The organism is Jeongeupia wiesaeckerbachi (genome assembly GCF_050916355.1).
Lineage (GTDB): Bacteria > Pseudomonadota > Gammaproteobacteria > Burkholderiales > Chitinibacteraceae > Jeongeupia > Jeongeupia wiesaeckerbachi.
This window is the reverse complement of record NZ_CP136946.1, coordinates 946,302-966,000: the sequence shown is the minus strand read 5'-3', so window position 1 is coordinate 966,000 and position 19,699 is coordinate 946,302. Positions and strand designations below refer to the sequence as shown.

The 19,699-nt window shown below is 66.2% G+C and carries 20 protein-coding genes and 1 riboswitch; of the genes, 12 read left to right on the top strand and 8 right to left on the bottom strand.

Annotated features, from left to right (window positions below):
- Nucleotides 1–56 precede the first annotated feature (56 nt).
- Nucleotides 57–1,166 (top strand): porin, encoded by a 1,110-nt coding sequence (locus R0382_RS04790; RefSeq protein ID WP_432722792.1) that lies wholly within the window; start codon nucleotides 57–59, stop codon nucleotides 1,164–1,166.
- Between the two features lie 72 nt (nucleotides 1,167–1,238).
- Here the strand turns inward: R0382_RS04790 and R0382_RS04785 are convergent, their stop codons facing one another.
- Both R0382_RS04785 and R0382_RS04780 read right to left on the bottom strand, forming a co-directional pair.
- On the bottom strand, nucleotides 1,239–1,889 hold the full coding sequence (locus tag R0382_RS04785; RefSeq protein WP_432722790.1) for a thiol:disulfide interchange protein DsbA/DsbL: 651 nt from the start codon (nucleotides 1,887–1,889) through the stop codon (nucleotides 1,239–1,241).
- 47 nt (nucleotides 1,890–1,936) lie between these two features.
- Nucleotides 1,937–2,611: an SPOR domain-containing protein gene (locus R0382_RS04780; protein ID WP_432722788.1), complete on the bottom strand. Its 675-nt coding sequence runs from the start codon at nucleotides 2,609–2,611 to the stop codon at nucleotides 1,937–1,939.
- Between the two features lie 214 nt (nucleotides 2,612–2,825).
- On the opposite strand from R0382_RS04780, the gene R0382_RS04775 reads away from it, so the two are divergent.
- The 6 genes from R0382_RS04775 (at nucleotide 2,826) to R0382_RS04750 (ending at nucleotide 8,410) form a co-directional block, all read left to right on the top strand.
- Nucleotides 2,826–3,356, top strand: a complete 531-nt coding sequence (locus R0382_RS04775) for an iron transporter (RefSeq protein ID WP_432722786.1) — start codon at nucleotides 2,826–2,828, stop codon at nucleotides 3,354–3,356.
- Nucleotides 3,357–3,615: 259 nt separating this feature from the next.
- Complete coding sequence (locus tag R0382_RS04770) at nucleotides 3,616–3,939, top strand: cupredoxin domain-containing protein (RefSeq protein WP_432722784.1); 324 nt, start codon at nucleotides 3,616–3,618, stop codon at nucleotides 3,937–3,939.
- A 126-nt stretch (nucleotides 3,940–4,065) separates the two neighbouring features.
- Nucleotides 4,066–4,884, top strand: a complete 819-nt coding sequence (locus R0382_RS04765) for an FTR1 family iron permease (RefSeq protein ID WP_432722782.1) — start codon at nucleotides 4,066–4,068, stop codon at nucleotides 4,882–4,884.
- Nucleotides 4,885–4,886: 2 nt separating this feature from the next.
- Nucleotides 4,887–6,260 carry a 4Fe-4S binding protein gene (locus R0382_RS04760; protein ID WP_432722780.1) on the top strand — a complete coding sequence of 458 codons (1,374 nt, stop codon included), beginning with the start codon at nucleotides 4,887–4,889 and terminating at the stop codon, nucleotides 6,258–6,260.
- Nucleotides 6,261–6,365: 105 nt separating this feature from the next.
- Nucleotides 6,366–7,751: an argininosuccinate lyase gene (gene argH, locus R0382_RS04755; RefSeq protein WP_432722778.1), complete on the top strand. Its 1,386-nt coding sequence runs from the start codon at nucleotides 6,366–6,368 to the stop codon at nucleotides 7,749–7,751.
- A gap of 194 nt (nucleotides 7,752–7,945) precedes the next feature.
- On the top strand, nucleotides 7,946–8,410 hold the full coding sequence (locus R0382_RS04750; protein WP_432722776.1) for a GNAT family N-acetyltransferase: 465 nt from the start codon (nucleotides 7,946–7,948) through the stop codon (nucleotides 8,408–8,410).
- Between the two features lie 24 nt (nucleotides 8,411–8,434).
- On the opposite strand, the gene R0382_RS04745 is transcribed toward R0382_RS04750, so the two are convergent.
- A complete protein-coding gene (locus R0382_RS04745) occupies nucleotides 8,435–8,938 on the bottom strand; it encodes an MgtC/SapB family protein (RefSeq protein ID WP_432722775.1) in 504 nt (167 codons plus the stop codon).
- A 152-nt stretch (nucleotides 8,939–9,090) separates the two neighbouring features.
- Here R0382_RS04745 and R0382_RS04740 point away from each other — a divergent pair, with 152 nt between their 5' ends.
- Together R0382_RS04740 and hemB are read left to right on the top strand one after the other, a co-directional pair.
- Entirely contained in the window at nucleotides 9,091–10,347 is a 1,257-nt protein-coding gene (locus tag R0382_RS04740) for a D-amino acid dehydrogenase (protein WP_432722773.1), read from the top strand.
- Nucleotides 10,348–10,436: 89 nt separating this feature from the next.
- Nucleotides 10,437–11,450 carry a porphobilinogen synthase gene (hemB, locus tag R0382_RS04735; protein ID WP_432722771.1) on the top strand — a complete coding sequence of 338 codons (1,014 nt, stop codon included), beginning with the start codon at nucleotides 10,437–10,439 and terminating at the stop codon, nucleotides 11,448–11,450.
- A 7-nt stretch (nucleotides 11,451–11,457) separates the two neighbouring features.
- Here the strand turns inward: hemB and R0382_RS04730 are convergent, their stop codons facing one another.
- The 5 genes from R0382_RS04730 to R0382_RS04710 form a co-directional block, all read right to left on the bottom strand.
- Nucleotides 11,458–11,751 carry a hypothetical protein gene (locus R0382_RS04730; RefSeq protein WP_432722769.1) on the bottom strand — a complete coding sequence of 98 codons (294 nt, stop codon included), beginning with the start codon at nucleotides 11,749–11,751 and terminating at the stop codon, nucleotides 11,458–11,460.
- Nucleotides 11,752–11,777: 26 nt separating this feature from the next.
- Nucleotides 11,778–13,442, bottom strand: a complete 1,665-nt coding sequence (locus tag R0382_RS04725; RefSeq protein ID WP_432722767.1) for a M30 family zinc metallopeptidase — start codon at nucleotides 13,440–13,442, stop codon at nucleotides 11,778–11,780.
- A 70-nt stretch (nucleotides 13,443–13,512) separates the two neighbouring features.
- Nucleotides 13,513–14,712 carry a GGDEF domain-containing protein gene (locus R0382_RS04720; RefSeq protein WP_432722765.1) on the bottom strand — a complete coding sequence of 400 codons (1,200 nt, stop codon included), beginning with the start codon at nucleotides 14,710–14,712 and terminating at the stop codon, nucleotides 13,513–13,515.
- Between the two features lie 66 nt (nucleotides 14,713–14,778).
- Nucleotides 14,779–16,086 carry an NAD(P)/FAD-dependent oxidoreductase gene (locus R0382_RS04715; RefSeq protein ID WP_432722764.1) on the bottom strand — a complete coding sequence of 436 codons (1,308 nt, stop codon included), beginning with the start codon at nucleotides 16,084–16,086 and terminating at the stop codon, nucleotides 14,779–14,781.
- Nucleotides 16,087–16,191: 105 nt separating this feature from the next.
- A complete protein-coding gene (locus R0382_RS04710; protein WP_432722762.1) occupies nucleotides 16,192–17,166 on the bottom strand; it encodes a bile acid:sodium symporter family protein in 975 nt (324 codons plus the stop codon).
- A gap of 149 nt (nucleotides 17,167–17,315) precedes the next feature.
- A riboswitch (TPP riboswitch) is annotated at nucleotides 17,316–17,417 on the top strand.
- Nucleotides 17,418–17,437: 20 nt separating this feature from the next.
- Between R0382_RS04710 and thiM the strand changes: the two genes are divergently transcribed.
- The 3 genes from thiM to thiD are packed head-to-tail and all read left to right on the top strand — an operon-like array spanning nucleotide 17,438 to nucleotide 19,691.
- Nucleotides 17,438–18,247, top strand: a complete 810-nt coding sequence (gene thiM / locus R0382_RS04705) for a hydroxyethylthiazole kinase (protein WP_432722760.1) — start codon at nucleotides 17,438–17,440, stop codon at nucleotides 18,245–18,247.
- The gene (gene thiE, locus R0382_RS04700; RefSeq protein ID WP_432722758.1) at nucleotides 18,244–18,882 is read left to right on the top strand and encodes a thiamine phosphate synthase; all 639 of its coding nucleotides are present in this window, start codon (nucleotides 18,244–18,246) and stop codon (nucleotides 18,880–18,882) included. The genes thiM and thiE overlap by 4 nt, the downstream gene beginning before the upstream one ends.
- Entirely contained in the window at nucleotides 18,879–19,691 is an 813-nt protein-coding gene (thiD, locus tag R0382_RS04695) for a bifunctional hydroxymethylpyrimidine kinase/phosphomethylpyrimidine kinase (RefSeq protein ID WP_432722756.1), read from the top strand. Before thiE ends, thiD begins: the two co-directional genes overlap by 4 nt.
- The last annotated feature ends 8 nt before the right edge of the window (nucleotides 19,692–19,699 follow it).

Here is a 19,699-nt window from a genome sequence, read left to right as displayed (position 1 = left end):
GGTACGGACCAAAAATGACGATGAATTATTTCATTGTCATGTAGGGGAACGCTGCCATGAAGCTCAAACATCTTGTCGCCGTGCTGCTGGCCGGCCTTGCCGCGCCGCTGGTGCACGCCGAAGTCACCGTTGGCGGCTCGATCGAGGCCGACATCCTCTTTCACGACAGCAGTGCCGAAGGCTACAAGGGCGAGGTCGAGCTCGACGTCGAGCCGCGCCTGTACTTCACCGGCGCCGACAAGCTCGACAACGGTTCCGAGGTGGTCTGGAAAATCTGGACCGGTGCAGAAAACTATCGCAGCGACGCCGACGCGGGCAGTTCGGTCAACACGATGGGCTCCGGTCGCACCTGGGGCAACCGGGAAGCATGGGGCGGCTGGCGCGGTGACTGGGGCCAGCTGCAGTTCGGCAAATCGTTCTCGCCGATCTACAACCGCCTCGACGGCACCTACGCGCTCGACGGTTCGGGCCAGTACATCGACGATCCGGGCCTGATCTATTACAACCCGACCAACTCGATCACCTATTACTCGCCAAGCCTTGCCGGTTTCACCATCGCCGGCCAGTACAGCTTCCGCGACCAGGACAACCAGAGCGAAGGCCAGTCGCACTCGTATACGGCCGAAGTGCTGCTCGGTTACGAGGCGCAGGCCTTCCGTCTCGACCTCGGTTACGAGGAGTCGCGGCCGGAAACCAGCGGCACCAGCGGCGTGCAGCTTGCCAATACCGACGGCAAGAAGGACAAGTTCGCCTTCGGCGCCGGTCGGGTGAAGTTCGGCGATTTCGATCTGGCCGCCGGCTACCGCTGGTGGAAGCAGGAAGCGCAGGGCGAGGGCGTCGTCACCGTCGTCGACGGCGGCAGCGAGCAGAGCAATGCCTTCCTGCAGGCGCTGTATACCTTCGGCAAGAACCGCCTCGGCTTCACCTACAGCTATTTCTGGGATGCCAAGGACGAAGGCGGCAACAAGATCGACGACAGCGCCAGCAATGCCTTCGCCGCACGCTGGACGTACGCCTTGTCGAAGCAGACCAGCGGCTATGCCGATCTCCACTACACGATCAATGAAAGATATGGCGCCGTCGGCGCCGATGGCCCGGGGAATCCGTCGTATACCAATGACGCGGACACCTACCGCGTGCTGTTCGGCACCTACACCGATTTCTGATTGGCAGCGTGTGGTGCAGGCATGAAAAAAGGGCGACTTCGGTCGCCCTTTTTGCTGGCGCGTTGCGCTCGCTTACTTCTTGGCCTTGGTGGCCGTGGCCGCCTTGTCCTTGGCCAGCAACTCGTCGATCACCTTGGTGATGGTGCCATCCTCGCGGCCGATCAGCCCCGGGCTGGTGACGTACTTGCCATTGACGATGAAGGTCGGCACGCCATCGATGTTGTAGCGGTTGGTCAGGTCGGACAGCTTGCCCAGCGCGGCATTGGTCGAAAAGCCGGTGTAGATCGCCTTGAACTTGGCGACGTCGATACCCTGCTTCTGGATCCACGGATACAGATCGCCTTCGCGGCGCAGCTCGATGCCGTCGCGCTGGATGGCGTCGAATACCGCCTGCTGGTATTTCGCTTCCAGACCCATCTGTTGCAGCGTTGCAAACAGCTTGGCATGGCCTTCCATGTCGCTGCGTCCCGGCCACATTACGTGGACGCGGCGGAAATTGACGTCCTTGGGCAGCTTGGCCGCCCAGCTTTCAACGTACGGTTCGACCTTGTAGCAATGCGGGCAGCCATACCAGAAGAACTCGATGACTTCGGCCTTGCCGGCTTGCGCGACCGGTTGCGGGGTCGCAAGACGCTTGTAGTCGGTGCCTTCGCGCACGGCGGCGTGCGCGGCGGTAGCGGCGACGAGGGCAAAGGTCAGGCCCGTCATCCAGCGTTTGATCATTGTTATTCCTCCTGATTGGGTGGTGGGTCTGAGTCGCGTCGTGGCGCTCAGTTCCCCTTGACGACGGTGCTGTCGATCCCGCTGCCCTTGAGCTGGGCGCGCGCCTTGTCGAGGTCGGCGAGATTGGTGAACGGCCCGATCCGGACCCGATGCCACAGGCCCTTGTCGGCCGAATTGCTCGACAGGATGGTGGCCTCGACGCCGACCAGCGCCAGCTTGGCCTTGAGATTGTCGGCTTCCTGTTCGTTCTGGAAGGCGCCGACCTGCAGATAGGCGCCCTTGGGCGCTTCGACCTTGGCCGGCGGGCTGAACTCGGGCTTTTTCGTCGGCACGACCGGCTTGGCTTCGGTGGCGGCTTGCTTGCCGTCGTCCTTGTTCAGCTCGGGCAAGACCTTGTAGAAATCGAAGCGCTCGGCGCCGCTCGCCGCTTCGGGCGTGCTGGCCGGCTTGGTGGCTTCCGGCAACGCCGGCGCACTCGAACCGCTGCCGCCCGGGTGCAGCACTTCGGGCTGCTTGTTGGTCGGCTGCGGCGCCGAGCCGATCGCGTCCGGCGGCGTGTTGTTCGTTTTGGTGAATGGGCTGTCGCTGCGATTGAGGAACAGTGCCACGCCGACGGCAACGGCAACGCCGCCGAGCAGGCCGACGACCAGACCGGTGACCAGCGAGCCACCGCCGCCGCTCCGGCTGCTGCTTGCCCGCGATTTCTTCATATCTCTTGCCATCTTGGCGTTTTCTCCAGTGCGGGTGGACGTGCCACCCTGCCTCGTATTATCGGGCAAAGTCGAGCCGGACGATTATACGGGCCATCCCCGGTGTTGCAGCGGAAGCTGCGCCGCAAATAGTGAATTCTGCCGGTCGTCAACGAGAACGGTTCTCGATCGTTTCCATGGGCGTACACTTGCATTGTTATTTCTGCTTACCCAAGGGGAACTTTTGATGAAACGTCTGATCGTTGCCGCTGCCATGGTGCTGCCGCTGTCCGTATTTGCTGCCGAGTACCCGATCGGCAAGCCGGCCATCAAGGGCGGTATGGAAATCGGTGCCGTCTACCTGCAGCCGGTGAAGATGGATCCGCCGGGCATGATGCGCGACGCGGCCAAGTCCGACGTCCACCTCGAAGCCGACATCCATGCGGTCAAGGACAACCCGAACGGTTTCGCCGAAGGCGAGTGGATGCCTTACCTGCTGGTCAAGTACGAAATCCAGAAGGTCGGCAGCAAGAACGTGATCAAGGGCGACTTCATGGCCATGGTCGCCAGCGACGGTCCGCACTACGGTGACAACGTCAAGCTCGAAGGTCCGGGCAAGTACAAGCTCAAGTACACGATCCTGCCGCCGTCGGAAAACCCGCAGGCGCACTTCGGCCGTCACGTCGACAAGGAAACCGGCGTGGGCCCGTGGTTCAAGCCGTTCGAGCTGAACTATGAGTTCACCTATGCCGGTACCGGCAAAAAAGGCGGCTACTAAAAACCTACCCCATTCGGCGGCTGCACCTGCGCATCTCGCGTTCGTCCGATGCTCGACATCCTCCTGGGCCATACGCCCAATCCGGTGTCTGCGCTTCGGGTGAGCGCGACCTGCTTTGGCTCGCTCGCCGACTGGGACAGGTTTGGCTTACGAACTGGCATCGGCCGTGGCGATCGATGTTTGACGACTCGGCGCCGATGCACAGGCGGGGCACCCGAGATGGCGCCCGCAATACCGACAGATCTGTATGAGAGTGACGATGCATAAATTCTGGATGGCGCTGGCCGCGGCGACGCTGATGACCGGCGCGCACGCGGTGGATCTGCCGACGTTCAAGGTGACGATCAAGGACGGGACGATTTCGCCAACGCGCTTCGAGGCGCCGGCTGGCCAGCGTTTCAAGATCGAAATCACCAATGCCGGCAAATCGCCGGCCGAGTTCGAGAGCATCCAGTTGCGCAAGGAAAAGGTGCTCGGCCCCGGCGTGACGTCGTTCGTCGTCGTCAACGCGACCAGCCCCGGTGAATACGTGTACTTCGACGACTTCCACCCGCAGGCGCGCGGCACGGTGGTCGTGAAGTAACAGCTTCAAAGATTCGAATCGCGGCCAGCGCGGCCGCGGTTTTTCGCCGCAGGCGGAAGTGAGCAAGCGCCAGTTCAAAGGCTTTTCATGTGAAAAGCCTTTGAACTGGCGAGATAGGAAGAAAGCATGGACCAGGTACTCTTCATCGTCTGGCGCGAAAGCGTCGAGGCGCTTCTCGTCGTCGGCATCCTCTACGCCTGGCTCAAGGCGAGCCCGGCGGCCGGCCAGCGCGGCCTGCGCTACCTCTGGGGCGGCGTTGCCGCCGGCCTCGTGCTGTCGGGGCTGCTGGCACTGGGCATTCTCGGCATATCCCAGGTGCTGTCCGACGACGGGCAGGAGTATTTCCAGGCCGGCATGGCGCTGGTGGCCGCGGCACTGATCGTGCAGATGGTCTACTGGATGAAAAAGCACGGCCGCACGCTCAAGCGAGAGCTGGAAAGCGGCATGAGCGAGCGGGTGCAGCAATCGAACTGGTGGGGATTGCTGGTGCTGGTGATGATCGCCGTCGGCCGCGAAGGCAGCGAAACGGTGGTTTTCCTTTACGGCACCGTCGCCGGTGCCGATGGCAGCCAGATGCTGCGCTATGCCGGCGCGGGGGCGCTCGGTCTGCTGCTGGCGTTTGCGACGTTCTGGCTGCTGCAGCTCGGCGGCAAGATCTTCACCTGGCGGCGTTTCTTCCAGTTCACCGAAATCCTCTTGCTGCTGCTCGCCGGCGCCTTGCTGGTCAGCGGACTCGAACGGCTGGTGTCGATCGGCGCGCTGCCCGGCATCGTCGATCCGCTCTGGGACAGCTCGCATCTGCTCGACGACTCGGCCGGCATCGGCAAGCTGCTGGCTGACTTTGCCGGCTACCGCTCGCATCCGGCGCTGCTGGTAATGGCGATCTGGCTGGCTTACTGGGGGAGCGCGGTGACCTGGTTGCGTCAGGTCGGTCGCAAGGCTTGAGCATGAGCGCGATGTCACTTCGCGTCGCCCGGTTCGGCGACTTCCTGCGCGATCACAAGGGCACGCTGCGCGCATTGCAGTGGGGCGTCGTTGCGCTCTACGTGTTTCTGATCGTCGTGCCGGTGTTTCTGCCGCTGCCCGACGAAACCTCGCACGTCTTCAACAACCTGACCGTTGCGGCCCAATTCGCCTTCTGGGGCATCTGGTGGCCTTTCGTGCTGGTATCGATGCCGCTGATGGGACGCGCGTGGTGCGGCTGGTTCTGTCCCGAGGGCATGCTGTCCGAATGGATGAGCGAGCGCGGCCGCAATAAGCCGATTCCGAAATGGATACGCTGGGGCGGCTGGCCTTTCGTCGCCTTCGCCTGTACCACCATTTACGGCCAGCTCGTCAGCGTCTACCAATATCCGCTGGCGGTGCTGCTGGTGCTCGGCGGTTCGACCGTCGCGGCGATCGGCATCGGCTTCTGGTACGGCCGCAGCAAGCGTATCTGGTGCCGCTATCTGTGCCCGGTCAATGGCGTGTTCCAGTTGCTGTCCAAGCTGGCGCCGTGGCGCTACAAGGTCGACGAGCAGAAATGGCGTGATTTCGCCGGCTCGGGCAAGAAGGTCATTCCGATCAACTGCGCGCCGCTGGTGCCATTGCGACATATGCAGGGCGCGTCCGACTGCCATATGTGCGGCCGCTGCGCCGGTCACCGCGACGCGATCGCGCTGACCGGGCGCTCGCCCGAGGAAGAAATCGTCGACGTCGCCCATGGCGACGCCTGGCAAACCGCCTTGCTGGTGTTCGGCATGATGGGCATCGCGCTCGGCGCCTTCCTGTGGAGCGCCAGCCCGTGGCTGGTCGCCGCCAAGCAGTGGGCGGCCGAGTGGCTGATCGACCGTGACATTCTCTGGCCGCTGAACGACAGCGCGCCGTGGTGGCTGCTGACGCACTACCCGGAAGTGAACGACAGCTTCAGCTGGCTCGACGGCGCGGCCATCCTCGGTTTCATCATGACGACTGCGGTGCTTGTCGGCGGCCTGCTGTATCTGGCGCTGCAGATCGCCGACCGCTTGTTGCCGCAGCGCAACAAGGACAGCGTCCACGGGTTGGCACAGGCGCTGATCCCGACGGCGGGCTGCGGCGTCTTCCTCGGCCTGTCGGCGACGACGGTCAGTCTGCTCAAGCACGAAGGCATGCCGACCGGCTGGGTCGGCGACGCCCGGTTTGCCTTGCTCGCGCTGGGTCTGGCGTGGACGCTGCGGCTGGCGTGGCGTGTGGCCGGCAAGCGCGGTGCCGGCGTGCTGGCGCGGTTGCCGGCGCTGGCGGTGTATGCCGCCGGTCTTGCGCCGTTCGCGTACGCGTGGTGGTTGTTCTTCGTGGTGTGGTGACGCCGTAAGAATACCGTCGTTACCCGACGGGTAGTTGCGCCGGAAAGGGCCGACATCCGTATAATCCGCAGGTTTGAAGCTCAAGTACTCTCGGGATTAAAAGCCATGCAGGACGCCGTCAATAAAACCTGGTCCGGCCGATTCAACGAACCGGTCTCGGAACTCGTCAAGCGTTACACCGCCTCGGTGACCTTCGACAACCGCATGGCCGAGGTCGACATCCAGGGCTCGCTGGCGCACGCGACGATGTTGAACAAGGTCGGCGTGCTGTCGGGCGACGATCTCGCGGCGATCCAGCGCGGCATGGCCGAGATCCTCGACGAAATCCGCAACGGCACGTTCGAATGGTCGATCGATCTCGAAGACGTGCACATGAATATCGAGCGTCGCCTGACCGACAAGATCGGTGACGCCGGCAAGCGCCTGCACACCGGTCGTTCGCGCAACGACCAGGTTGCGACCGATATCCGGCTTTACCTGCGCGGCGCCATCGATACCATCGTCGTGCTGGTGCGCGAACTGCAGCGCTCGCTGGTCGATCTGGCCGACGCGCATGCGTCGACCGTGCTGCCGGGCTTTACCCACCTGCAAGTCGCGCAGCCAGTGACCTTCGGCCACCACATGCTCGCCTACGTCGAAATGCTCGGCCGCGACGCCGACCGTTTCACCGATGCCCGCAAACGCGTCAACCTGCTGCCGCTCGGCTCGGCCGCGCTGGCCGGCACCACCTACCCGATCGACCGCGTCTACACCGCCGAGCTGCTCGGTTTTGACGGCGTGACGCAGAACTCGCTCGACTCGGTGTCCGACCGCGATTTCGCGATCGAATTCACCGCCGCTGCGGCGCTGACGATGACCCATCTGTCGCGCCTGTCCGAAGAGCTGATCCTGTGGATGAGCCCGCGCTTCGGCTTCATCGACATCGCCGACCGCTTCTGTACCGGTTCGTCGATCATGCCGCAGAAGAAAAACCCGGACGTGCCCGAGCTGGTGCGCGGCAAGACCGGTCGCGTCAACGGCAGCCTGATCGGCCTGTTGACGCTGATGAAGTCGCAGCCGCTGGCGTACAACAAGGACAACCAGGAAGACAAGGAACCGCTGTTCGACACCGTCGACACGCTGTCGGACACGCTGCGGATCTACGCCGACATGATGCGCGGCATCACGGTGAAGCCCGAAGCGATGAAGGACGCGGTCAAGCAGGGTTTCGCCACCGCGACCGACCTCGCCGACTATCTGGTGAAGAAGGGCCTGCCGTTCCGCGATGCGCACGAGGCCGTGGCACTGGCGGTCCGTTACGCCGAAGAGAAGAAGCGCGACCTGTCCGAGCTGGCCGTCGTCGAACTGAAGACGTTCTCGCCGCTGATCGCCGACGACGTCGCCGAAGTGCTGACCGCCGAGGGCAGCCTTGCTGCGCGTAACCACGTTGGTGGTACCGCGCCGGTGCAGGTGCGGGCGCAGGTTGCCCGCTGGCGCGAACTGCTCGCTTGAGCGATTCACTCGGCGGCTGCGCCTGCGCAGCTTGCGCCCGTCCGATGCTCGACATCCTCATGGACCGCTTGTCCATTCCGGTGTCTGCGCTTCGGGCGAACGCAATCTGCTTTGGCTCGCGCGCCGACTGAAGCACTCAACTGTATTGCTGACGGGTCGCTGTGTGCGGCCCGTTTGCATTTGGAGATGATGGAATGACGATCAACTGGCGCTGGTACCGTTTTGACGAGTTCGACACGGCGGGCCTGTATGCCTATCTGAAGCTGCGGGTCGACGTGTTCGTCGTCGAGCAGACCTGTCCCTATCCCGAGCTCGACGGTCACGATCAGGCCGCGCAGCACCTGCTCGGTCGCGACGAGGCCGGTGCCATTGTCGCCTGCCTGCGGCTGCTGCCGCCCGGCGCGAAGTATGCCGAGCCGTCGATCAGCCGCGTCATCGTCACCCCCAGCGCGCGCGGTACCGGCGCGGGGCACGCGCTGATTGCCGAGGCACTGGCACGTTCGACGGCGCTGTACCCGGGCGCCGGCAACCGGATCGGCGCACAGGAAAGGTTGCAGCGTTTCTACGCGATGCACGGCTTCGAACCGGTCGGCGAGCCCTATCTCGAGGACGATATCCTGCATATCGACATGCTGCACGCGCCGGTTGGCACCGACTGAATCGGTACGACCGCCGAGGCCGCGCTAGGCGTCATCGCGCCGTTCGTGCTGGCGCCGGTCGTGGTCTGCGTCGGCGTCGTCCTCGCGCCAGCGGCGCAGCCGGCGTTCGGCCAGCCGCTCGAGGCTGCCGCCGAAGTTGATCACCAGTAGCGCCAGCAGCATCACCCCGAGCGCCAGCCCGCCCATGCCGGCGCCGCAGGCCATGCCGAGAATCGCCGTCACCCAGATCGATGCGGCGGTCGTCAGTCCTTGCACGCGGTATTTCTGCGGATGGTGCAGGATCACCCCGGCGCCGAGGAAGCCGATGCCGGTGATCAGCCCTTGTGCGACACGCGAAAACGCCTGTGCGTCGCTGCCGGGCAGCCGGAACACCAGCACTACCGCCAGCGCCGCGCCGAGCGACACCAGCGCGTGCGTACGCACGCCGGCCGGCTTGCGGTGCAGGAAGCGGTTGATGCCGATCAGCCCGCCGACCAGTACGGCGATGCAGAGCCGGCCGAACAGTTCGGTTTCCAGCGTCCAGTTCATGTGACGACTACCTTGATGAAGACCGGCATGGCCGGCGGGCCTTAGGTCGGCACCTTAGCGGCTTCCCCTGATGGGCGGCGGCGGCGAGATCACCGACATTGAAGGCTCTCAATACATGCTACGCCGAAACGGCGGGGCGGCGAGGGCGCGGAATGAAGGTGATCGTGGTTGGGGCGGGCGTGATCGGTGTGACCAGTGCGCATTACCTGAATGCGGCAGGCTGTACGGTGACGCTGCTCGACGCACTGCCCGGACCGGCGCGCGGTACCAGCTTTGCCAATGCCGGCCAGGTCTCACCCGGCTATGCCGCGCCGTGGGCGGCACCGGGGATTCCGCTCAAGGCGCTGCGCTGGCTGTTCGATCGCGATGCGCCGCTGAAGCTTCGGCCCGACGGCTCGTGGTTCCAGCTCGTCTGGCTGGCGCGGATGCTGGCCAACTGCAGTCACGCCGCGTACGAGCGCAACAAGGCGCGCATGGTGCCGCTGGCCGAGTACAGTCGCGACTGTCTGCGCAGCCTGCGCGCCGAACTCGACCTGCACTACGACGAGCGCAGCCTTGGGACGCTGCAACTGCTGCGCGACCCGGCCCAGCTCGTCGCGGCGCGGCGCGACGCCGCCATCCTCGACCGGATCGGCGTGCAGAACCAGTTGCTCGATGTTGCCGGCGTGCTCGAGTACGAACCGGCGCTGGCGCGCGTTGCCGATCGCGTTGCCGGCGGTTTGCGCCTGCCGAACGACGAGACCGGCGACTGCCGCCGTTTCACCGAACGGCTCGCCGAGCATGCTGCCGCCGCCGGCGTGCAAACGCGCTACGGCGTCGACGTTGCGGCGCTGTTGTACCGGAACGGACAGGTGAACGGCGTCCGGCTCGAAAGCGGCGAGGAACTCGTCGCCGACGCCGTCGTCCTTGCCGCTGGCTGTGCCAGCCGTGCGCTGCTCAGGCCGCTGCGGCTGGGCTTGCCGGTCTACCCGGTCAAGGGCTACTCGATCACCTTGCCGCTGCATCAGCCCGACGCCGCGCCACGCTCGACCGTCCTCGACGAGACCAACAAGGTCGCGCTGACGCGTTTCGATACCCGCTTGCGCGTCGGTGGCATGGCCGAAGTCGCCGGTTTCGATCTGCGCATCCAGCCCGAACGCATCGCGGTGCTCAAGCGCGTCACCGCCGAACTGTTTCCCGATGCCGGCGACCTGAGCGAGGTCGAGGCATGGACCGGTTTGCGGCCGATGACGCCCGACGGCACGCCGCTGGTCGGTGCGTCGGGCGTGCCCGGACTGTGGCTCAACACCGGCCACGGCACGCTGGGCTGGACGATGGCTTGCGGTTCGGCGCGGCTGCTCGCCGATCTGATGCTGGGCCGGCCCGCCGCGCTGCCGGCGGCCGACTACGCGCTCAGCCGTTACAGCTAGACGCTGAAATCGGCGGCGTTTGTAACCCGAAGCGGCGCGCGGGCTCGGGTAAAATCGCCGTTTCGGTATTTCACTTCTTCGAGGCTGTCATGTCCGCTTTCCGCGCCTTTCCCGCTACCCGTCTGCGCCGGATGCGCCGGGACGATTTCTCGCGTCGGCTGATGCGCGAAACGACGCTGAGCAGCGCCGACCTGATCCTGCCGGTCTTCGTGCTCGACGGTGAAGGGCGTGAAGAGGTCGTCGCATCGATGCCCGGCGTGAAGCGCCAGAGCATCGATCTGCTGCTCAAGACCGCCGCCGAGGCGGTGGCGCTCGGGATTCCGGCGCTGGCGCTGTTCCCGGTCATCGATCCCGGTCTGAAAAGCCTCGATGCGGCCGAGGCGTGGAACCCGCATGGTCTGGTGCCACGGACGGTGCGCGCACTGAAGGACGCCTTTCCCGAACTCGGCGTGATCACCGACGTCGCGCTCGACCCGTACACGATCCACGGCCAGGACGGCATCCTCGGCACCGCGGGCAAGGACGAGGGCTATGTGCTCAACGATGTGACCGTCGCCGCGCTGGTCAAACAGGCGCTGTGCCACGCCAGCGCTGGGGCCGACATGGTCGCGCCGAGCGACATGATGGATGGCCGCATTGGCGCGATCCGCCACGCGCTCGACGTCGACGGTCATCTCAACACGCGCATCCTCGCGTATTCGGCCAAGTACGCCAGCGCTTTCTACGGCCCGTTCCGCGATGCGGTCGGCTCGAGCGGCAACCTCGGCAAGGGCAACAAGTCGACCTACCAGATGGACCCGGCCAACAGCGACGAAGCGCTGCACGAAGTCGCGCTCGATCTGGCCGAGGGCGCCGACATGGTGATGGTCAAGCCGGGGATGCCTTACCTCGACATCGTCCGGCGCGTGAAGGACGAGTTCAAGGTGCCGACCTTCGTCTACCAGGTCTCGGGCGAGTACGCGATGTTGCAGGCGGCGATCCAGAACGGCTGGCTCGATGGCGACAAGGTCGTGCTCGAGTCGCTGCTGGCGTTCAAGCGCGCCGGTGCCGACGCGATCCTGACCTATTACGCGCTCGACGCGGCACGACTGCTGCGCGGCTGAGCCGCACTCAGTCGAGCAGCTCGCTGGCCTTGTCCGGTGGCAATGCCGCCAGCGCGCGGTTGGCGAGCCGCTCGGCTTTCCGCCGGCCCGAAGCGCCGATCTGTACGCCGAGAAACGCGCCGACGATCGTACCGATCAGGCTGGTGAACACGCCGACCAGCGCGATGACCTCGCTCGGTTTCCACAACGACGCCATCGACAGGAAGCCGGCAAGCACCGCCGTGATCAGCAGGCCGACGAAGGCAAAGGCCAGCGCCGAGCCGAACTTCAGTTCGTCCGGGCTATCCGTTCCGGTAGGCATCGCGCGCTCCCTGTGCTGGCCGCCGGTTACTGGATTACGACCGACAGGCTGGTGTGCGCCGGGACGATGAAGTTCTCGTTGAACGTCACCGGTAGGTTGCGGCGTACAAAGGGGAAGTGGCCGTAACCGCTGAGCGTGCTTGGTAGCGCCGTCGGCAAACGTCGTTTGCCGATGTAGTCGGCGCCGCTGATCGCGACCAGCGCAAAACCGGCCTCGTCGCGCGCCGGGTAGCCGAAGCCGGCCGGCGACGCGGCGGCGGGCAGCAGCGCGATGCTGGTGCCCCAGCGCTGGAACGCGACGTTCATGCCGGCGCCGCCACTGCGGCGGATCGCGTCGTCGAGCAGCGCGATCGAGTCGGTCGACGTCTGGTCGCGCAGCAGCGTCTTGTAGAAACCGACGCCGTGCTGGCGCAGCAGGAAACCGCCGAAGCTGCCCGACAGGTCGTAACCGAAGCAGCTCGACGTCGTCTGCCAGACCGTCAGCGGGCAATTGTATTCGGCATTGCCCAGCCAGCTCGGGAAACGCTCGTCGCGCACCGTGTTGTAGCCCGGGGTGACCTGGGTCGAGACGAGGTCTTCCATCATGATCGCGGTCATTTCCTCGAGCCAGACCGCATAGGCATAGCTGCTGCCGATCTGCACCGCGCGCTGGTAGAAATTGATCATGTGCGTCAGCTCGTGCGCCAGCGTGCTCTTGGCGAACGTCAGTCCGCTGCTGCCGTCGAGATAGAGCGTTTCCGAGTCGACAAAGATCGCCAGTGCCTCGTTGCTGCCCGGCGTGGCGCTGCTGCGGACGAAGTTGTTGCCGCTGTAGAAATAGGCGACCACGCCGTAGGGCTGGCCGTTGCCGTCCTGATTGACGACGACGAGGTCGATCGCCTGGTCGGGGCCGATCAGCGCGCCGCTCGAGGCGGCTGGCACGCTGCCCCACGGCTCGCCGGCAACGCCGGTGGCCAGCGGATAGATGGCGCTGCTGCCGCTGGCAAAGGTGGTGATCAGCGTATCGAGGATCGCGTCGCTGACCTTGGCGGTGGCGTACTCGCTGTTCTCGACCCACAGGTTGACTTGCCGGCCGCTGCTGGTCGATTGCTGTCGGCGCAGCGTCGTCGTGCGCTGGCTGATACCGCCGTTGTCGTCCTGGTTGTACCAAGTGCGGGTCGCGCCGACGCCGAACTCGTTGGTCCGGCTGGCGAGCACGCCCGGGGCCTTGCCCTGCTGTCGCAGCAGTGCGGAGAAGCCCCCGGCGTTGAAGGCGTCGACCTGCGGCGGCGTGTGGCGATCGCGCCTTGGGCTGGCGGCTTCGCGGCTGCCGTTTTGCGCCGTGCCGCTGTTCAGTGTCAGCGAAGGCAGCGCGATGTCGCTGGTCGATTCATTGCTGTAGACGAGCGTTGCCGTCTTGCCGTTGACGTTGTCGATGCGTACCTGGATCTGCGCCGGCCCGCTGCCGATGTTGCGGAAGCGCCATGCCCCGACACCGCTGCCGCTGTAGCGGTTGGTATTGTCTGCCCCGCAGAATGCCCCGGCGCAGTCGACCGAGAAGGGCTCCTGCGGCACGGGCGTCGGTGTCGGCGTGGTGCCGCCGCCGCCGCCGCCGATGACGATGACTTCGCCGCCACCACCGCCGCCGCCACAAGCGGCGAGCAGGGCGGACGCGAGGAGGGCAGCAACGAGGGGGCGCAGGTATCGGCTCATGATGATGGCGGCGAGGGCGGGGCTTTCAATTTAGGAAGGAACCGCGCCGAATGCTGGCGCAGCCAGCGGTTCAGCCCGGCGCCGCCGGGCTGTTCAGCGGCACACCGACCGCGCATCCGCGGCCGGCGGCCTTGGCCGCGTACAGCGCGCGATCGGCGCGCGGGTAGGCGATCTGCAGCTTTTCGTACGGCATCAACGGGGTGTAGCCGATGCTGACCGAGACCGGCGTGCCGTCCGGCTTGCGCACATGGGTCGCGATCGCATCGGTCAGGCGCTGGCTGAGGGCCTCGGCGGCCTCGGCCGAGCAGTCGTGCAGCAGCAGCACGAACTCGTCGCCGCCGAGTCGGGCGTACAGGTCGCCGTTGCGGCCGATCTGGCGCAAGGCGTCGGCCAGCGCGATCAGCGCGTGGTCGCCGGCCTGATGGCCGAAACGGTCGTTGATCGCCTTGAAGTGGTCGACGTCGATCAGCAGCAGCGTCTGCGGCAGGTGCTGGCGTCGCGCCTGTGCCTGCATCACCGGCAGCATGTCCTCGAAGTAGCGCCGGCTGCCAAGGCCGGTGAGCACGTCCTCGTTGGCGCGGCGCAGCAGCGTGTCCTGCGCGTCGAGCAATTCGGCCTCGATCCGCGCGTGGGTGAAACACAGAAAGCCCATGTCCCGGGCGATCAGCAGCAGCGCCGCCAGCAGCAGGCCGGCGTTCAGCCACGGATCATGGGTAAAGAATTCGAGTCTGTCGATTTGCAGATAGCGCACGGTGCGCGCCGCATGCAGCGCGGTGAACAGCGCATGGATCACGGCGATGACCAGCAGTGGCAGCGAGCTGCGGCAAGCCGGCAGCAGGAGCGCGACAATGCGCAGGTTCAGCCAGATCAGCCCGGCCGAAATCGCCGCGCCGCGCTGTTGCAGCGGCAGGTCGATGATCAACGTCAGCAGCCAGATCAGATAGGCGCCGCCCCAGTGCTGCAGCATCGTCTTGCGCGCGGCCCGGTCGTCGCGGCCCAGCGCCTTGCGCAGCGCCCATTCGGTCAGCACCGGTGTCGCCAGCAGGCCGGCATTGCCGAGGATCGCCGTCGGTACCGTCGGCAGCCACTGGCGCGCAACCAGCAGCGTCAGCGACACGCCGAGGATCAGGTCCGACAGCGCCCAGACGCCGAAGCCCGGCTGGACGCGCCGGGTCTGCCACATCAGCAGCATGAACGCCGCGAGCGTCAGATAGATGGCGATCGACAGAAGCAGCAGGCTGCGGCTGTCGTTGATCAGGCTCGGGTCCATGGGGCGGGCTTGTAAGCTGGATGCTTAAGACTAGCTGATGCTTACGCCCGTTGCCGGCCCGTCAGTTTAGTGCAGCTTCAGCGTCGGCCTGGCCGCCTTTTTCAGCTTGTCGCCCATCCACAGCAGCATCGCCATCGGCCAGCCGTGGATCGCCGCCTGGTGCATCCGGTACAGCGACACGTACATCATTTTCGCGCTGCGGCCCTCGACGTGGTAATCGCGCTTCGGACCGACGATCGCGGCGAGGCTGCCGACGGCGCGGTACTTGCCGAGCGAGACCAGCATGCCTTGTGGCTTGAACACGAACGGTTCGGTGGTGCGGCCGTTGACCGTATCGGTCAGCGCGTCGGCGAGCCATTCAGCCTCCTGCCGCGCGGCCTGCGCGGTGGCCGAGAGCGTCTTGCCGCTGTCGCCGTCGGGCGCGGCGGCGCAATCGCCGATGACGCGGATGTGCGGGTCGTCGACGCAGCACAGATTCCGATCGACGACGATCTGGTTGGCGCGATTGACCGAGAGGCCGAGCGTCGCCAGCCAGTTCGGTGCCTTGACCCCGGCGGCCCAGATCCGCAGCGCCGCGTCGATGCGGCGACCGTCGGCGAGCGCGAAACCGCGTGCATCGGCCGACGCGACGCGCACGCCGGCGACGACGTCGATATGCCGCTTGCCGAGCTCCTCGGTCGCGTACAGGCTCATGGCTTCGGGCGCGCCGGCGAGGATGCGCGGAGCGCCTTCGATGATGTAGATCTGCAGCTGCTCGGGCCGGAACTGCGCGCCGTAGGCGTGCAGCTCGGTGACCGTGTGGTGGATTTCCGCCGCCAGCTCGACGCCGGTCGCGCCGCCGCCGACGATGCCGATGCGCAGCTCGCTGGCCGGATCGTCGCCGCAGGTGACCGAGAAGGCTTCGGACAGGATGCGTTTGCGCAGCCGCTCGGCGTCGTCCTGGGTATTGAGGAACAGGCAGTGCTCGGCGACGCCGGGCGTGCCGAAATCGTTGGGCACCGCGCCGACGGCGAGCACCAGCGTGTCGTAGGCCAGCTCGCGCGCTGCGGCGATCTGGTGGCCGTATTCATCGACGACCGGCGAAATCCGGATCACCTTGCGCGCGCGGTCGAGGCCGTCCATCCAGCCGAATTCGAACTCGTATCCGTGGTGGTGGGCGTGGGCGAAGTAGTTGACCTCGTCTTCGCCGGTGTTGAGCGCACCGGTGGCAACCTCGTGCAGCAGCGGTTTCCAGATGTGTGTCGGCGAGCCGTCGACGAGGATGGTCCGCGCGCGCTTGCTGCGGCCTAGCCGCTTGCCCAGCCGGGTAGCGAGTTCCAGCCCGCCGGCGCCGCCGCCGACGATGACGATGCGCTGCTTGTTCGTGTCGCTCATGTGCTCGCTCTCCGGAAGGACAATGGCTTCATCCTAACGGCGCCGGCGTTTGTAGGCCATGCGGCTTTCACTTCATGCCCGGTGAATAGTGCCGGGCGCTTGGGCTCAGTCGGGACGGGCCGCGTAACGCCGGGCGATGATCGAGCAGACGAAGAGCTGGATCTGGTGATAGAACATGATCGGCAGCACGATCAGCCCCAGCGCCGGATGGGCGCCGAAGATCAGCTTGGCCATCGGAATCCCGGCGGCGAGGCTCTTTTTCGAGCCGCAGAACACCGCGGTGATTTCGTCCTCGGTATTGAAGCCGAAGCGGCGCGCGGCAAGGCGCGTCAGCCGCAGTGCGACGAATAGCACCACGCTGACGAGGGCCGCGACCGCCAGCAGCATGCCGGTGCTGTATTCGGACCAGACGTGGGCCATCGCCGAATCGCAGAACGAGTTGTAGACGATGGCGACGATCACGCCGCGGTCGACGTAGTTGACCAGCTGGCGGTGTTTGAGCAGCGCGTCCTTGAGCCATGGCCGTGCCAGCTGGCCGACGACGAAGGGCAGGAAGAGCTGGATCGCGATCGCGCGCAGCTGTTCGAGCAAGGAGAGGCCGTGGCCGCTGTGGCTGAACAGCAGGCCGACCAGCAGCGGCGTGATCAGCATTCCCAAGAGGCTGGACAGCGTGGCATTGAACACCGCGCCGGCGACGTTGCCGCGCGCCATCGACGTCATCGCCACCGACGACGACACGGTGGACGGCAGCGCGCACAGATAGAACACGCCGAGCAGCAGCGCCGCCGGCAGCCAGTGGCCGAGGCCGAAGTACAGCGCGGTGCCGATCAGCGGAAAAATCACGAAGGTGCTGGTCGTCACCAACAGGTGCAGCCGCCAGTTGGCGGCGCCGGCCTTGAGCCGTTCGGGCGCGAGCGAGGCGCCGTTGAGGAAGAAGACCACGCTGATGCCGATCGCCGTGACCCAGTCCAGCTTGAGTACGCCGCCGCTGGCGCCGAGCGAGGGCGCGAGGTTGGCAAGCACGATGGCGATCAGCAGCGACAGCAGGAAGCCGTCGACGAGTTTGCGCAGGCTGTTCATCGAAGATCCTTGGGTAAGCCGTTCATTGTGGCCGAGCACGGCAAACTTGTCACAGCTGAAACTATTGTCGTCTCAAGCAATGGCCCGTCGACTGAAGGACGGGCTTGCGCTGCGTCATTGACCGCGCCATTGTCGCCGCCGGACAATCGAAACCTGACTCGGGGCGCCGGCGGTGTCGTATAGCCGGCTGAGACGAACCCGTACCACCTGATCCGGATCGTGCCGGCGTAGGGAAGTCGTCTGGCTTCCTCCGCTCGGCCGGGAGCCCAATATGTCCAGCAAACCGACCGCCATCCCGCTGTCCCTTGTCGGCGCCGAACTCGCCCGCTTGCGCGCCAGCGCGCCGCTGACCCACTGCCTGACCAACGAAGTGGTGCAGGAAATCACCGCCAATGTGCTGCTCGCCCTCGGCGCCAGCCCGGCGATGATTGTCGCCGAGGAGGAAGTCACCGCTTTTGCCGGCATCGCCGCTGCGGTGCTGATCAATGTCGGCACGCTGTATCCGGAACGCTTCGCCGCGATGCGCCGCGCCGCGCAGGCCGCGCAGCAGGCCGGCACGCCGTGGGTGCTCGACCCGGTTGCCGTCGGCGTGCTCGACTATCGCACCGGCGCTGCGCGCGAGCTGCTGGCCTTCAAGCCGGCGGCGATACGCGGCAATGCATCGGAAATCCTCGCGCTGGCCGGCTTTACCGGCGGCGGCCGTGGCGTCGACAGTACCGCCAGCGCCGATGCGGCGCGTGAAGCCGCCGAACAGCTGGCGCGCGACACCGGCGCCATCGTCGCCGTCACCGGCGAAACCGACTACATCACCGACGGCAGGAAAACCTGGGCGGTGCCCTGGGGCAATCCGCTGATGACGCGCGTCGTCGGCACCGGCTGCGCGCTGTCGGCCGTCGTCGCGGCGTTCTGCGCCGGCGCGCCGAAGCGGCTCGACGCCGTCGCCAGCGCTTGCGCGGTGATGGCGATCTGCGGCGAGGTCGCCACCGGTGAATCGCACGGCCCCGGCTCGTTCACGCCGGCCTTCCTCGACGCGCTGTATCTGATCCAGCCCGAGCAACTGGCGGGGACCGTGAGCGCATGAACCCGATCGACCTCTCGCTCTATCTGGTACTCGATCCCGACCAGTGCGGCGGCCTTGACGGCATGGTGCAGAGCGCGCTGACCGCCGCGCAGCACGGCGCGACCGTGGTGCAGTTGCGCGCGCCGCAGTGGAAGAAACGTCAGTGGTTAGCCGCTGCCGTCGCGCTGAAAGCCGCGCTGGCGCCGACCGGCGCCAAGCTGATCATCAATGACCATGTCGATATCGCGCTCGCCGTCGACGCCGACGGCGTCCACGTCGGCCAGTCGGATCTGCCGGTGGCGGCGGTGCGTCGGCTGCTCGGCCCGGACAAGATCGTCGGCCTGTCGACCAGCAATGCCGCGCAGCTGGCGGCCGTGCCACTGGAGCTGATCGATTACATCGGCGTCGGCCCGGTCTACCCGACCGGCACCAAAGCGGACGCATCGCCGGTGATCGGCGCGGCGGATTTCGCCGCGATGATGGCGGCCAAGGCATGCCCGGCGGTCGCGATCGGCGGCATTGCCTTGGGGCGCGCCGCGCCGCTGATCCGCGCCGGCGCCGATGGTGTCGCCGTGGTGTCGGCCATCTGCGGCCAGCCCGACGTGGCCAAGGCCACGCTGGCTCTGTTGAACGAAATCAAGGAGGCCCGCGCATGAGCCAGGTCCACGCACTGACCATCGCCGGCTCGGACTCGGGCGGCGGCGCCGGCATCCAGGCCGATCTGAAAACCTTCTCGGCGCTCGGCGCCTACGGCATGAGCGTGCTGACCGCGCTGACGGCGCAAAGCACCCAGGGCGTGTTCGCCGTCCACCCGGTGCCGCCCGATTTTGTCGCTGCCCAGCTCGATACGGTGCTGGCCGACATCCGCGTCGATGCGGTCAAGCTCGGCATGCTCGCCAACGCCGATATCGTCCACGCCGTCGCCGACGGCCTGCGCCGGCATGCGCTCGAACACGTCGTGCTCGACACGGTGATGATCGCCAAGGGCGGCCACCCGCTGCTGGCGCTCGACGCGGTCGCCGCAATCCGTACCCAATTGTTGCCACTGGCCGAGCTGATCACACCGAACCTGCCGGAAGCCGCGGCCTTGCTCGATTGCGACGTCGCGACCACCGAGGCCGAGATGTGCCGACAGGGCCGGGCGCTGCTCGATGCCGGCGCGCGCGCGGTGCTGATGAAGGGCGGCCACCTCGACGGCGACGTCTGCCCCGACTGGCTGATTACCACGGAGGGCGAGCACCGCTTTGCCGACGCGCGCATCGCAACGAGAAACACCCACGGCACCGGCTGCACGCTATCGGCGGCACTGGCCGCGCTGCGGCCGCGTTATCCGGGCTGGAACAACACGGTCGATGCGGCGCGTACCTACTTGCGCGCCGCGATTTCACAGGCCGATGCGCTGCAGATCGGCCACGGCATCGGCCCGGTGCATCATTTTCATGCGTGGTGGCCGGCGCGGGGCTAAGCCCGCGA

Excerpts from the sequence above, each read along its gene's own strand:
- thiM (WP_432722760.1), top strand. The coding sequence starts at position 17,438 with ATGTCCAGCAAACCGACCGCCATCCCGCTGTCCCTTGTCGGCGCCGAA.
- R0382_RS04760 (WP_432722780.1), top strand. The coding sequence starts at position 4,887 with ATGAGCGCGATGTCACTTCGCGTCGCCCGGTTCGGCGACTTCCTGCGC.
- R0382_RS04770 (WP_432722784.1), top strand. The coding sequence starts at position 3,616 with ATGCATAAATTCTGGATGGCGCTGGCCGCGGCGACGCTGATGACCGGC.
- R0382_RS04720 (WP_432722765.1), bottom strand. The coding sequence starts at position 14,712 with ATGGACCCGAGCCTGATCAACGACAGCCGCAGCCTGCTGCTTCTGTCG.
- R0382_RS04725 (WP_432722767.1), bottom strand. The coding sequence starts at position 13,442 with ATGAGCCGATACCTGCGCCCCCTCGTTGCTGCCCTCCTCGCGTCCGCC.
- R0382_RS04790 (WP_432722792.1), top strand. The coding sequence starts at position 57 with ATGAAGCTCAAACATCTTGTCGCCGTGCTGCTGGCCGGCCTTGCCGCG.
- R0382_RS04765 (WP_432722782.1), top strand. The coding sequence starts at position 4,066 with ATGGACCAGGTACTCTTCATCGTCTGGCGCGAAAGCGTCGAGGCGCTT.
- R0382_RS04745 (WP_432722775.1), bottom strand. The coding sequence starts at position 8,938 with ATGAACTGGACGCTGGAAACCGAACTGTTCGGCCGGCTCTGCATCGCC.
- hemB (WP_432722771.1), top strand. The coding sequence starts at position 10,437 with ATGTCCGCTTTCCGCGCCTTTCCCGCTACCCGTCTGCGCCGGATGCGC.
- argH (WP_432722778.1), top strand. The coding sequence starts at position 6,366 with ATGCAGGACGCCGTCAATAAAACCTGGTCCGGCCGATTCAACGAACCG.
- R0382_RS04750 (WP_432722776.1), top strand. The coding sequence starts at position 7,946 with ATGACGATCAACTGGCGCTGGTACCGTTTTGACGAGTTCGACACGGCG.
- R0382_RS04710 (WP_432722762.1), bottom strand. The coding sequence starts at position 17,166 with ATGAACAGCCTGCGCAAACTCGTCGACGGCTTCCTGCTGTCGCTGCTG.
- R0382_RS04730 (WP_432722769.1), bottom strand. The coding sequence starts at position 11,751 with ATGCCTACCGGAACGGATAGCCCGGACGAACTGAAGTTCGGCTCGGCG.
- R0382_RS04715 (WP_432722764.1), bottom strand. The coding sequence starts at position 16,086 with ATGAGCGACACGAACAAGCAGCGCATCGTCATCGTCGGCGGCGGCGCC.
- thiD (WP_432722756.1), top strand. The coding sequence starts at position 18,879 with ATGAGCCAGGTCCACGCACTGACCATCGCCGGCTCGGACTCGGGCGGC.
- thiE (WP_432722758.1), top strand. The coding sequence starts at position 18,244 with ATGAACCCGATCGACCTCTCGCTCTATCTGGTACTCGATCCCGACCAG.
- R0382_RS04740 (WP_432722773.1), top strand. The coding sequence starts at position 9,091 with ATGAAGGTGATCGTGGTTGGGGCGGGCGTGATCGGTGTGACCAGTGCG.
- R0382_RS04785 (WP_432722790.1), bottom strand. The coding sequence starts at position 1,889 with ATGATCAAACGCTGGATGACGGGCCTGACCTTTGCCCTCGTCGCCGCT.
- R0382_RS04775 (WP_432722786.1), top strand. The coding sequence starts at position 2,826 with ATGAAACGTCTGATCGTTGCCGCTGCCATGGTGCTGCCGCTGTCCGTA.
- R0382_RS04780 (WP_432722788.1), bottom strand. The coding sequence starts at position 2,611 with ATGGCAAGAGATATGAAGAAATCGCGGGCAAGCAGCAGCCGGAGCGGC.